This window comes from Kurthia populi (genome assembly GCF_042686175.1).
GTDB lineage: Bacteria > Bacillota > Bacilli > Bacillales_A > Planococcaceae > Kurthia > Kurthia populi.
Map to the genome: position 1 here is coordinate 40,788 of NZ_JBHUOR010000044.1, position 13,140 is coordinate 53,927.

Consider the following 13,140-nt stretch of genomic DNA (forward strand, 5'->3'; position numbering starts at 1 on the left):
AAGTCAATTTTAAAGGGAGGTTGCTACGACCATGTCGAAAAAAGAGCTGATTATCCAAAAATCAAAAGAATTATTCTCGACAAAAGGGATCGAACAAACTTCCATCGAAGATATTACAAAAGCTTGTAAAATATCAAAAGGTGCCTTTTATTTATCATTCAAATCAAAGGATGCATTGATGCTTGCGATTGTCGATAGTATTATTCGTGAGGTCATTGTTCATATCCAACAATTAAATGATGAAGAGATTTCTTCGCATGAACGGCTTGAGCGATACTGTGCTTATAATTTTTCAATATTAGAACAGCATGCCCCACTTGTTATTATGTATTTACAAAATCAACCTATCTCAAACGATGATTTATTGGCCCATATTTCGCAGTTTGGGCTACAGATTGAAAAATATGTTTTAATTTTTTTAGAGGATGCCTATCCGTTCGTACCGAAAGAAAAAGTATATGATTTAGCAATTTATTTAAACGGGCTCATTAAAGGCTTCGGTGAATTTTTCTTTAATAAGCAAATTCCGTATCAATTTGCTGACGTGGCGTCGCATATTATGCACTGTCTAGATGCTCTAGCACAGGCAGAGCTAGCCGTTTTTGTGAACGCGGAATTATATGAAAGTAATCGTAAATCCCCCTTCCACTTTAAGCCTGAGGAAATGACGATCATCGAATTAGAAGAAATTGAGCGCTGCCTTGTCTTATATGATGACCACCCATTTTATAAGGAGACCTTACTTGTATTAAAAGAGGAATTGCAGCGCGACGAGCCACGTAAAGCTCTGTTAGCAGGCATGACGAATAATTTAATGCAGGAAAAAGAATTACAATGGCTCGCTACCTTACTTAAGCAAACACTTTAAAAAAAGAGAAATCGCGCAATTGCACGATTTCTCTTTTTTAGTTAACTGCGTACTTTTTTAAACACTGTGTACCCAAAACCAACAGCAACAATTAGTAACCAGACTAATAGAATACCTGTGTTTTGGAATTTAGCTGTTAAAAACGTTACGACCAATGTTACCACCGCAATGATGATAAACATAAGCCATAGTTTGCCTGTATTCACAAAATCTCCTCCTATAATGAAGGTGCCTTCCCGCCATCAATATTGACGGCGGTACCTGACACGTATGAAGCCGCATCTGAAACGAGGAAGGTAATGACATTTGCTGCCTCTTCCGTTTTTCCAATACGCCCTAAAGGAATGTCTTCGCCCATTTTAGCAGAAAATTCGTCCCACGTTAACGATGGATGCGATTGTTTCCAAATTTGTTCGATTTGTGCGCTACGAATGAGCCCAATGCACACCGTATTGACACGAATATTATATTTTCCTAAGTCCTTGCTCGCTGCATTGACAAGCGCTTGTCCTGCAGCACGACTCATCGACGTTGGAAGAGAGTTTGCACCTGGGGTTTTGCCGGCGATAGCGGTGACATTCACAATCGCTCCGCCACGTGTTTTCATATGCGGCAAGGCCATACGCATCGTATAAATGGCAGCGAATACTTTTAGTGCGACATCTTGCTCCCAAAGCTCCTCTGACACATCATCAAAAGCCTTTGCGGCCGCGGTACCTGCATTATTAATCAAAATATCGAGCTGTCCAAAATGCGTTACCGTTTCTGCGACAAAGCGCGCACAATCTGCCTTATTTGTCATATCTGCAACAACGGTAAACACCTCTTGACCTGTTTCATTGAAAAGATAGCGTTTCGCTTTTTCAAGACCTGCTGCATCGCGCGCACAAATGGCCACGCGTACACCTTCTTGTGATAACTGTAGTGCGGTTTGAAGTCCAATGCCTTTACTGCCACCTGTAATCATAGCGACCTTACCAGCTAAACCTAGTTGCATAACAGTCTCCTCCTTCGTTTCCTATTATTATAGCAAATGAACATGGAGAAGTTGTGAAGGAACCTTGTAGGAACTACGACGAAATCATGCGGACGGCTGAACAAATGCCCATAATTTTTCAGCAACTTCCTGTGCATAGTCCTCTGCACGAACCGTACTACCTATATCCCAGTCTGCATACGCACCATACATACCCCAGCTCAGCACAATGGCATCGAGCTTTTGCCCATGCAGTAAATTGGCAAAAATACGCTCTAGTTGGCCCTTCACTTTTTCCTCAATCATTTGTGTAAACGTATTATACCCTCGTCTACAGTGTGTATTCATCGATTCATGAATCTCTACAATTGATAAAAACATGCGCTTCATTAAATCCGTACTCAGCTGCTCCTGGCATGTGAAATACGTTTTCATGACGGCACCTGTTTGTTCCGTTAATACACTATCTAATAGCTCATACTTATCAACAAAATGCGCATAAAACGTCGCGCGATTAATCGTCGCAAGCTCTGTGATATCCTTCACCGAGATTTGGTCAAAATTTTTCATTTTAATTAATTGATTAAAAGCATCAATAATGAGCTGGCGTGTACGAATCGCACGTGGGTCGGTTGTTTGCGTTGTCATAATCGTCATCCTTTCAGCAACAATTTTTCAAAAGTGTTGTGTAAGTGACAAAATTTGGTAATTGTTTATTGTAGCATTTGCCACTTCGCTTTATAGTATAACTATACAACAGCTGTTGCTTATAAAACAACTGTTTGAAACATTCAAGGGAGGCAATCACTATGTTACCAATTCATACAATTCAATCCATCACATTACAACGTGGAGACGGCCGTAATTTACGCTATGTTTTGCAATTACGCGACCCAATGGACAATGATCCATTCATCATCTTAGCAGATGACAAATTTGCGCATAACACGTTTGCCGATCACCCACATAAAGGGATGCAAACAGTGACATACGTTTTAGAAGGCAGCTTAACACATTATGATAGTAAAACAGGCGGCGGTGGTAGATTAGCAGAAGGCGACTTCCAAATTATGACCGCAGGACGTGGCATTATTCATAATGAAAATCCAGACCCAGGCGAAGAAGTTCGCGTGCTACAACTTTGGGTGAATCTTTCATCTGACAATAAAAAACAACCAAGTAATTATCAAGACTTACCACATGACAACGCACCCGTAAAAGCAATTGATGGCGGTCAAGTAACGGTCTTTGCTGGTGACGTGGATGGCACTACTTCTCCACTTGCGTTATTAACACCTTTTATCTTTGCAGAAGTAAAACTTGAAAAAGGTGCTCGCTACGAGTTCCCTGTTAATGCCGGCTTTAATACGTATTTATACGGACTTGATGGTGAATTTAGTATTAACGGCGAAGCATTAAAAGCATTTGATACGGTTCACTTTGATATCACTAAAAATGAGGATGTCATTGTCATCGAAGCAACAGAAGATGCAACGATTATCGTCTTTAGCGGCGAGCCAATTAAAGAGCCAGTCATCGCCCAAGGTCCATTCGTTATGAACACACAGGAAGAAATAAATGAAGCATTTGCAAGCTATCGCAACGGGACGTTTTTAGAAGGCGTACCTTACTAGGAGGAAATGAAAATGAAAATTGAATTTTATGCAGATTTTACTTGTCCATTTAGCTATATGGGAAAACGTCGTTTAGATGAGGTCATCGAAGCAAGTGACGAGCCGATTGAGTTTGAATTGAAAGCATTCCAGCTAACACCGGAGGCACCAACTGAAAATACGATGCGTACCGTTGATTTATTAGCGAAAAAATTCGGCAAAATACCAGCGGAAACAATGGCAACAACTGCACGCCTTCGTGACCAAGCCGCTCAGGAATACGGTCTTGAATACAATTACGACACGATGCTTGCACCAAATACGAAAAATGCACATCGCCTTGCAAAACGGAGTGCACAGTTCGGCAAAGCACAAGATATGACAGAACGCTTCTTCGCTGCGATTTTCACACGCGGCTTAGATTTAAATAAAGAAAGTGATTTACTACAAATCGTCGAAGAAGCAGATCTTGATGTCGCTGCTGCAAAAGAGGTCCTTCATTCAGATGCCTATGCACAAGAAGTTGATGCAGACCGCCAAGAAGCTGCACAAAACGGCATTCACAGTGTGCCGAGCTATGTATTCGACAATAAACTTGTAACAGGTGCTCAACCACTTTCTGTATTCTTACAAGCCATTAAAGCATAATAAAAAAACACTTCCTATATGGAGTTGTTTTTTTATTAGGTAACATGTGATGAAGAACTGATTCATGCTAAAGCCTCCTCGCTCGTAAGCTCGCTACTCGTTGTAGCATCTTTTTCCGGTATGCCACTCGCATGAACTTTATCAAAATCCACGTATTAGATAGTAGTTGAACGGTTTGCACTTTAAGTTAAATTTCATGTCCGTTCAAACGCTCTTTTCATTAACACAAAAAGCCCTCGACCGAAGTCGAGGGCTTTTACTTAATTAAAATTATTTTTTACCTAAGATATGGATTGGGTTACCAAGTGCTACTTCTGCAGCTTCCATAGTGATTTCACCTAAAGTTGGGTGAGCGTGGATTGTCATCGCGATATCTTCTAACGTCATGCCGCCTTCAATAGCAGTTGCCATTTCAGCGATCATATCAGAAGCACCAACACCAACGATTTGAGCACCGATTAATAAGCCATCTTCTTTACGACCTACTAATTTTACGAAGCCTTCCGTTTCGTTAAGTGCTAACGCACGACCGTTTGCGCCGAATGGGAATTTACCTGTTACAACTTCGAAGCCTTCAGCTTTCGCTTCTTCTTCGTTTAAGCCAACAGTTGCCATTTCTGGATCTGTGAAGCAAACAGCAGGAATTGCTAAGTAATCTACGATTGATGTTTCGCCAGCGATTGCTTCAGCAGCAACTTTACCTTCGTAAGATGCTTTGTGAGCTAATTGTAAGCCAGGTACGATATCACCGATAGCATAAATGTTTGGTACTGATGTACGACCTTGGTTATCAACTTTTAATAAACCGCGTTCGCCGAATTCGATACCCGCTTCTTCAAGACCCATTTCGTCAGTGTTTGGACGACGACCTACAGTTACTAATACGTAATCAGCTTCAACAGATTTTGCTTCGCCGTTTACTTCGTAGTTTACTGTAACGCCAGTTTCTGTTTCTTCAACGCCTTGTGCAAGAGCGCCAACTTCAACAGTAACACCTTTCTTTTTAAGGCCTTTTTTCACGATTTGAGTCATCGCTTTTTCGAAACCAGCTAAGATGTCTTTGCCGCCTTCAAGGATTGTTACTTCAGAACCTAGGTTAGCGTATGCTGAACCAAGCTCAGTACCGATGTAACCACCACCGATTACTACTAGTTTACCTGGTAGTTCAGTAAGGTTAAGAGCACCTGTAGAGTTAAGAACACGTTTAGAGAATTTGAACGTTGGGATTTCAACTGGACGTGAACCTGTAGCAAGGATTAAGTTTTTGAAGTTATAGTGTTGTGAACCAGTTTCAGTTGCAACTGTTAATGAGTTAGCAGAGTTTAAGTAAGCTTCACCCATAACTACTTCGATACCGTTACCTTTTAATAAACCAGACACACCGCCTGTTAATTTCTTAACAACGCTTTCTTTGAATGCTTGTGCTTTAGCGAAGTCAAGTTGTACTTCTGGCACGACAACACCCATGTCTGCTGATTCTTTAGCATGTACATAGCGGTGACCTACAGAGATCATTGCTTTAGATGGGATACAACCTACGTTTAAGCAAACGCCACCTACATATTCTTTTTCAATAACTGTTACTTTTTGTCCTAGTTGTGCTGCGCGAATCGCTGCAACATACCCACCAGGGCCTGCACCAATTACAATTGTGTCTGTTTCGATTGGGAAATCTCCTACTACCATTTGTTTTACGCCTCCATTAATAATAATTCAGGATCGCTCAATAAGCGTTTGATTAGATTCATAGCATTTTGAGCTGTAACCCCGTCAATCATGCGATGATCGAAGCTCAATGATAATGCTAACACAGGTGCTGCGACAATTTCACCATCTTTGATAACTGGTTTTTCCGCAATGCGGCCAACACCAAGAATAGCAACTTCGGGATGGTTGATTACCGGAGTAAACCATTGACCACCTGCAGAACCGATATTAGAAATTGAGCATGATGCACCTTTCATCTCATTCGATGCTAGTTTACCATTTCTCGCTTTGTCTGCCAATTCGTTAATTTCATTTGAAATGGCGAAAACAGATTTGCGATCCGCATTTTTTACGACCGGAACGAGTAAGCCACGCTCTGTGTCTGCTGCGATACCTATATTATAATAATGTTTCGTAATAATTTCCTCTGTTTCGTCATCAAACGAGCAATTTAATGCCGGGAATTCGCGTAAAGCGCTCACAAGGGCTTTAACTACATAAGGAAGGTATGTTAACTTAATTCCTTTTTCTGCCGCTACTGCTTTAAATTTCTTACGGTGTGCAACAAGTTCTGTCACATCGACTTCATCCATTAATGTTACATGCGGTGCTGTATGTTTTGAGTTAACCATTGCTTTTGCGATAACGCGACGCATCGCTGAAATTTTCTCGCGTGTTTCTGGGAATTCACCTTCTGAAACAACTGGTGCTTGTTTTGTTTCAGTAGCTGGTGCTTCGGTTGTTACTGCTTCTTCAGCTGGTGCTTCGGCTGCTTGTTGACCACCATTTTTAAATGCTTCGATATCTTCTTTTAACACGCGACCGTTTTTGCCAGAGCCTGTTACTTGTGTGATATCAACGTCGTTTTGACACGCAAATTTACGAACAGAAGGCATTGCGATAACGCGGTTTGTGCCAGCAGGTTTTACAGTTTCTGCTTCAGATGCTTCTTTAGAAACTTCTTTCTTCGGTGCTTCTTCTTTTGGCGCTTCTTCTGTTTTTGGTGCTGCTTGTTCAGCTGATTGTTGAACTTGCTCTTCCGTTGCTTCCTCGTCATCTTTATGACCGTGAAGCTCTAAATCTTCATATCCTGGTGCGTCAATTTCAAGTAAAATCGTACCTACTGTTGTTAGTGTACCTTCTTCTACAAGAACTTTTTCGATTGTACCTTCTACTGGAGATGGGATTTCTACGACTGCCTTGTCGTTTTGTACTTCGGCTAAGATTGTATCCTCTTCAATTTTGTCTCCTGGTTTAACGAACCATTTAACGATTTCTCCCTCGTGAATACCTTCACCGATGTCTGGCAAGCGGAATTTATATGACATGTGCAATTCACCCTCCTAATATCTATTTTCAAAAAACGTTTATTTTCATGATAATAGAGAAGCATTTACACAATTTGCGCAAATGCTCTCTTTAATTTTATTAGAATTCTAAAACTTTTTTAGCTGTAGCTAACACATCTTTGTAGTTTGGTAACCAAACTGACTCAGCTTGTGGGAATGGATAGATTGTGTCAGGTGCTGCGACACGTAGTACAGGTGCTTCTAATGAAAGAATGGCACGTTCGTTAATTTCAGCAATTACTTGTGCTGCGACACCTGCTTGTTTTTGTGCTTCTTGTACAACGATTGCGCGGTTTGTTTTTTCAACAGATGCCACGATTGTTTCAATATCAAGTGGTTGAATCGTACGTAAGTCGATTACTTCCACTGAGTGACCTTCTTTTTCTAACTCTTCTGCCGCTTTTAATGATTCGTGAACCATTGCGCCGTAAGTGATGATTGAAAGGTCTGTACCTTCACGTTTCACATCTGCTTTACCAAGCTCGATTGTGTATGATTCTTCCGGAACTTCTTCACGGAATGAACGGTATAATTTTAAATGCTCTAAAAATACAACAGGGTCATTGTCGCGAATTGAAGCGATTAATAAACCTTTTGCATCGTATGGTGTTGAGGGTACAACTACTTTAATACCTGGTTGTTGTGCAATTAAACCTTCTAAACTATCTGAGTGCATTTCTGGTGTATGCACGCCGCCACCGAATGGCGAACGGATTGTTACAGGTGCGCTTAAGTTGCCACCTGAACNTGAATTTCAGGAACAGGACGGAAGCCTTCAAGTGCTAAACCGATTGCTAAACCACCAATACCTGATTCTGCAAGTGGTGTATCGAATACGCGACCCTCGCCGAATTCTTTTTGTAAACCTTCAGTAGCTCGGAATACACCGCCGTTTACGCCGACGTCTTCACCGAATACTAATACGTTTTCGTCGTCTTTTAACTCACAACGTAGAGCATCTGTAATTGCTTGAATCATTGTCATTTGTGCCATCGGTTATTTCGACTCCTTCTCTGCGTAAATTTCATATTGTTCTTTTAAGTTAGCAGGCATGCTGTTTTCATCATGCATGATTGAAATTAAGTCTGTTACTTTTTGTTTTGGAACACTATCTGCTTCTTTAATTGCTGCTTTGATTTGCTCTTTCGCATCTTCAATCACAGCCTCTTCTTTTGATTGATCCCATAAACCTTTTGCTTCTAGGTATTTGCGGAAACGGATGATTGGGTCTTTTTTGCCCCACTCTTCGTCTGTTTCAGAAGTACGGTAACGTGTTGGATCATCACCAGCCATTGTATGTGGACCGTAACGGTAACATACTGTTTCGATTAATGATGGGCCTTCGCCTCTTACTGCACGGTCGCGCGCTTCTTTCGTTGCCATGTACACCGCTAATGGGTCCATACCGTCAACTTGGATGCTTGGAATACCAGCTGCAATCCCTTTTTGCGCTAATGTTTTCGCACCTGTTTGTAAATGACGAGGTGTTGAAATCGCAAATTGGTTGTTTTGGATAATGAATACAGCAGGTGATTTGAATGCACTTGCAAAGTTAATACCTTCGTAGAAGTCCCCTTGTGAAGAACCGCCATCGCCTGTGTATGTTACAGCAACTGCTTCTTTACCACGTTTTTGTAAACCTAATGCCACACCAGCAGTTTGTACATATTGTGCACCGATAATGATTTGTGGTGATAATACGTTTACGCCCTCAGGTGATTGACCGCCCGCAAAGTGACCGCGTGACCATAAGAATGCTTGTGATAACGGAACACCATGCCAAACGATTTGTGGTACGTCACGGTAGCCTGGTAAAATCCAGTCCGCTTTCTCTAATGCGTAGTGAGAAGCGATTTGTGATGCTTCTTGACCTGCTGTTGGTGCGTAGAATCCTAGGCGACCTTGGCGGTTTAATGAGATTGAGCGTTGGTCTAAAATACGCGTGAAGACCATACGGCGCATTAATTCGACTAATTTTTCATCTGATAGTTGTGGATCTAAATCCGGACTAACGATTTCCCCTTCTTCGTTCAAAATTTGAACCATTTCAAACTTTTCTTCGATTTCTTGTAAGTTTTTTACGGCATCGAAAATTGATTTGTTTGCTGACATTCTCTCACATCTCCTTTGAAACTGTATTATATTTAATGTTGTTTTTTATTAGTACAACTAATTCATGAACTTAGTATACATAATAGAATTTCGTTCGTCAATCATATAGTTAGCTTGATTTTTAAACTTTTTTCTTACTACACCATTAAAAAATCATCTGTACTGTATTACATTAATTTATAACACTGTACTATATCAGGGTCATTTTTTGTCCCAAAAATGGTAATACAGCATTAGTACACATTTCACGAAGCTTCCGTTATTGCACGATACGCTTAGTCATGTATACTAAAAACATAGCGAAACGAAAGGAAGAACTGAACGATGATTTTAATGAAAGACATTATTCGCGAAGGTCACCCGACTTTACGTGAAAAAGCTACAGAATTAGCATTCCCTCTTACAAACGACGAAAAACAATTAGGCGAAGACTTATTACAATTCCTTATTAATAGTCAGGACCCTGAATTAATGGAAAAATACGATTTACGCTCGGGTATCGGCATTGCCGCCCCACAAGTAAATGTTAGTAAACGTATTTTTGCACTTCACCTACCAGATGATAAAGGTAACTTAATTAGCATGGTTGTTGTAAATCCAAAAATCGTTAGTCATTCAGTGGAAAAAGCGTATTTACCAACTGGTGAAGGCTGTCTATCTGTTGACCGCGAAGTACCAGGGTATGTACCTCGCCCACAACGTATTACGGCGAAATTTTTTGATTTAGATGGTAATGAACATAAAATGCGTCTTAAAAATTTACCAGCGATCGCATTCCAGCACGAATTAGATCACTTAAATGGTGTGATGTTCTATGACCATATCAACAAAGAAAATCCATTCTTTGAAGCACAAGATTCACATCCACTTGATTAAGTTTTATCTATATAAAAGGAGGACACCTACAATAGGCGTCCTCCTTTTTTTAAATTAACCCAATTTTTTTCATCGCTTTTGATAAGCCATCATGGTCGACATGGTCCGTCACAAATGTCGCGGCGCGCTTTGCTTCGTCTACACCGTTGCCCATCGCCACACTAATGCCACGCTCTGAAAAGGCCTCAAGCATTTCTTTATCATTTAAGCCGTCACCAAAAACGACGACATCTTTTGCTTCAAAATCCGTATGTTTTAAAAACTGCTCAATGCCATACGCCTTTGAAACGCCTTTATTAATAACATCTAATGAATATTCGTGCCAGCGGATAAAATGCAGCTCAGGAAACGCCTTACGATAATCTGCTTCAACCGCCGCATCACCGTAAAGTAAAATTTGATAAATTGGTTTTAGGCTATACGCTTTTGGCGCTACAGTCGGCATCGGATAAAATAATGAGTCCATGCTAACTTGTACTTCATGCGTATTAATAGTAGAAGACATTTTTTCGTCGTCTAAAAAGACAAGCGGACTATCTTCTTTATACGCCATGTCCACCATGCGCTCCATCGTTTCAAGCGGCAGTGGACTTCCTGAAATTAATTTTCCTTTGTATACAACATACTGTCCATTAAAACTCACATACGAATCTACAGCGAGCTCTTTCGCTACTTCTTCTAAAAAGTAAGGTGAGCGACCCGTTGCAATCGCCACCTCATGACCATTCGCACGTGCTGCATCAATTGCTTCACGCGTTGCTTGTGGTAGCTCCTTGTTTGAATTGTATAGTGTTCCGTCGATATCAAAAAATAAAATTTTCTTTTCCATCTGGCACGCTCCTTCTATGTCGATATGCTCTTTACATCAAAAAAATTTTTCTGTAAAATATTTTACTGAATTATTAGCACAAAATGGCTAATAAAATTGAGCAAACGTTTCATGCGCCCTGGCCATTTTTATGGAGGGCTTTTCTTTATTTTAAAGGACTAACATGATAATATAAAGGAAATGCAATTATTTTGAACGTATTAAAGGAGACAATAACACAATGATTTACAAAGTTTATTACCAAGAAAACAAGCTTGAGGTACCAGTTCGCGAAAATACTAAAAGCCTATATCTTGAAGCGGTTGACGTGCGTGAAGTACGTGAAAAACTTCAAGATCGTAACTACAACATCGAATTAATTCAATTGCTTGAAGGTAACTACCTAGAATATGAACAAGCAAGTGAAAACTACCGTTTGGAGAAATTTGACTAGATGAAATTTGTCAAAAACGACCAAACTGCTGTTTTCGCACTCGGCGGACTGGGCGAAATCGGCAAAAATACGTATGCAATTCAATTCCAAGATGAAATTATCTTAATTGATGCAGGAATTAAATTCCCGGAAGATGATCTTCTAGGAATCGATTATGTAATCCCTGATTACACGTATCTAAAACGCAATGTAGACAAAATCAAAGGTTTATTCGTAACACATGGCCACGAAGATCACATCGGTGGTATTCCTTATTTATTACGCCAAATTAACATTCCTGTTTATGGTGGTAAATTAGCACTTGGTCTTTTACGTAACAAACTTGACGAGCATGGTCTACTACGCACAACAAAATTAATTGAAGTGGCAGAGGAAGATGTGATTAAATTCCGTAAAACATCGGTTAGCTTCTTCCGCACAACGCACAGTATTCCAGACGCATTAGGTGTTGTTGTTAAAACACCGCCTGGTAATATTGTGCATACAGGTGACTTCAAGTTTGACTTTACGCCAGTTGGTGAACCTGCTAACTTAACAAAAATGGCTGAAATCGGGAAAGAAGGCGTTCTTTGCCTACTATCTGATAGTACGAATGCTGAACGTCCTGAATTCACCATGTCTGAACGTAAAGTTGGCGAGTCAATTGACGAAATCTTACGTAAAGTAGAAGGTCGTATTATCTTTGCGACATTCGCATCAAATATTCACCGCTTAAAACAAGTAACAGATGCTGCTGCAGCTCACGGTCGTAAAGTTGCAGTATTTGGTCGTAGTATGGACAACGCGATTACAATCGGTCGCGAACTTGGCTATATTACAGCACCAAAAGAAACATTTGTTGATGCGCAAACAATTAACCGTTTGCCAGCGAACGAAGTCATGATTTTATGTACGGGTTCGCAAGGTGAGCCAATGGCAGCACTTTCTCGTATTGCTAATGGTACGCACCGCCAAATCCAAATCCAACCAGATGATACAGTCGTATTCTCTTCTTCACCAATTCCAGGGAATACAACAAGCGTGAACAAAATCATCAACCTGCTATTCCGTGCAGGCGCTGACGTTATTCACGGTGCGATTAATAATATCCACACATCTGGTCACGGCTCTCAACAAGAGCAAAAATTAATGCTTCGCCTAATCAAACCTAAATTCTTCATGCCAATCCATGGTGAATACCGCATGCAAAGCATGCACAAACAATTAGGGATTGATTGTGATGTTCCTGAAGATAATATCTTCGTTATGGAAAACGGTGAAGTATTAGCATTAAGCTCAGACTCTGCACATGTTGCAGGTCGTATTCCATCAGGTGATGTATACATCGATGGTAACGGTATCGGTGATATCGGTAACATCGTTTTACGTGACCGTCGCATTCTTTCAGAAGAAGGCTTAGTTATCGTTGTTGTAAGCATCGATATGGAAACAAAACGCCTTGTGTCTGGTCCTGACATTATTTCACGTGGTTTCGTTTACATGCGTGAATCAGGCTCAATGATTAATGAGGCGCAGCAAATGCTGAACCGCAACTTGCAACAATCACTGCAAGATAAATCACCACAATGGTCTGAACTTAAAAACGAAATTACGGATATCTTAACACCGTACTTATTCGAAAAAACAAAACGTCGTCCAATGGTCTTACCGATCATCATGGAAGTCTGATTATAATAAAAAGGCTTGGAATATATATTCCAAGCCTTTTTTGTTGCGAAAAAAACTTTAT

13 protein-coding genes and 1 pseudogene are annotated in these 13,140 nt (G+C 40.5%); 6 read left to right on the forward strand and 8 right to left on the reverse strand.

Translation table 11 applies throughout. The features are described 5' to 3' along the window. Positions 1-31: 31 nt before the first annotated feature. Positions 32-868: a TetR/AcrR family transcriptional regulator gene (locus ACFSY7_RS09445; RefSeq protein ID WP_020189334.1), complete on the forward strand. Its 837-nt coding sequence runs from the start codon at positions 32-34 to the stop codon at positions 866-868. 41 nt (positions 869-909) lie between these two features. On the opposite strand, the gene ACFSY7_RS09450 is transcribed toward ACFSY7_RS09445, so the two are convergent. From ACFSY7_RS09450 to ACFSY7_RS09460, 3 genes are all read right to left on the reverse strand, one after another. Then, on the reverse strand, positions 910-1,074 hold the full coding sequence (locus tag ACFSY7_RS09450; RefSeq protein WP_380147684.1) for a hypothetical protein: 165 nt from the start codon (positions 1,072-1,074) through the stop codon (positions 910-912). Positions 1,075-1,085: 11 nt separating this feature from the next. Then, positions 1,086-1,865: an SDR family NAD(P)-dependent oxidoreductase gene (locus ACFSY7_RS09455; protein ID WP_020189332.1), complete on the reverse strand. Its 780-nt coding sequence runs from the start codon at positions 1,863-1,865 to the stop codon at positions 1,086-1,088. Positions 1,866-1,949: 84 nt separating this feature from the next. After that, complete coding sequence (locus tag ACFSY7_RS09460) at positions 1,950-2,492, reverse strand: TetR/AcrR family transcriptional regulator (protein WP_020189331.1); 543 nt, start codon at positions 2,490-2,492, stop codon at positions 1,950-1,952. Positions 2,493-2,653: 161 nt separating this feature from the next. Between ACFSY7_RS09460 and ACFSY7_RS09465 the strand changes: the two genes are divergently transcribed. Together ACFSY7_RS09465 and ACFSY7_RS09470 are read left to right on the forward strand one after the other, a co-directional pair. Further along, a complete protein-coding gene (locus ACFSY7_RS09465) occupies positions 2,654-3,478 on the forward strand; it encodes a pirin family protein (RefSeq protein ID WP_380147685.1) in 825 nt (274 codons plus the stop codon). Positions 3,479-3,490: 12 nt separating this feature from the next. After that, complete coding sequence (locus ACFSY7_RS09470) at positions 3,491-4,105, forward strand: DsbA family oxidoreductase (RefSeq protein ID WP_380147686.1); 615 nt, start codon at positions 3,491-3,493, stop codon at positions 4,103-4,105. Between the two features lie 270 nt (positions 4,106-4,375). Here ACFSY7_RS09470 and lpdA read toward each other — a convergent pair whose 3' ends face one another. The 4 genes and pseudogenes from lpdA to pdhA all read right to left on the reverse strand — a co-directional run bounded on the left by lpdA (position 4,376) and on the right by pdhA (position 9,273). Then, positions 4,376-5,791: a dihydrolipoyl dehydrogenase gene (gene lpdA, locus ACFSY7_RS09475; RefSeq protein WP_020189328.1), complete on the reverse strand. Its 1,416-nt coding sequence runs from the start codon at positions 5,789-5,791 to the stop codon at positions 4,376-4,378. A gap of 5 nt (positions 5,792-5,796) precedes the next feature. Further along, positions 5,797-7,140: a dihydrolipoamide acetyltransferase family protein gene (locus ACFSY7_RS09480; RefSeq protein WP_380147687.1), complete on the reverse strand. Its 1,344-nt coding sequence runs from the start codon at positions 7,138-7,140 to the stop codon at positions 5,797-5,799. A gap of 100 nt (positions 7,141-7,240) precedes the next feature. Next, positions 7,241-8,154: pseudogene (locus ACFSY7_RS09485) on the reverse strand (alpha-ketoacid dehydrogenase subunit beta). Positions 8,155-8,157: 3 nt separating this feature from the next. Then, entirely contained in the window at positions 8,158-9,273 is a 1,116-nt protein-coding gene (gene pdhA, locus ACFSY7_RS09490) for a pyruvate dehydrogenase (acetyl-transferring) E1 component subunit alpha (protein WP_126990824.1), read from the reverse strand. 324 nt (positions 9,274-9,597) lie between these two features. On the opposite strand from pdhA, the gene def reads away from it, so the two are divergent. Continuing rightward, positions 9,598-10,149: a peptide deformylase gene (gene def, locus ACFSY7_RS09495; RefSeq protein ID WP_020189324.1), complete on the forward strand. Its 552-nt coding sequence runs from the start codon at positions 9,598-9,600 to the stop codon at positions 10,147-10,149. 49 nt (positions 10,150-10,198) lie between these two features. Here the strand turns inward: def and ACFSY7_RS09500 are convergent, their stop codons facing one another. Beyond that, positions 10,199-10,978, reverse strand: a complete 780-nt coding sequence (locus ACFSY7_RS09500; RefSeq protein WP_020189323.1) for a Cof-type HAD-IIB family hydrolase — start codon at positions 10,976-10,978, stop codon at positions 10,199-10,201. Between the two features lie 220 nt (positions 10,979-11,198). Here ACFSY7_RS09500 and ACFSY7_RS09505 point away from each other — a divergent pair, with 220 nt between their 5' ends. After that, complete coding sequence (locus ACFSY7_RS09505) at positions 11,199-11,411, forward strand: DNA-dependent RNA polymerase subunit epsilon (RefSeq protein ID WP_020189322.1); 213 nt, start codon at positions 11,199-11,201, stop codon at positions 11,409-11,411. Beyond that, positions 11,412-13,079, forward strand: coding sequence for a ribonuclease J1 (rnjA, locus tag ACFSY7_RS09510; protein WP_020189321.1), 1,668 nt, complete (start codon positions 11,412-11,414; stop codon positions 13,077-13,079). The last annotated feature ends 61 nt before the right edge of the window (positions 13,080-13,140 follow it).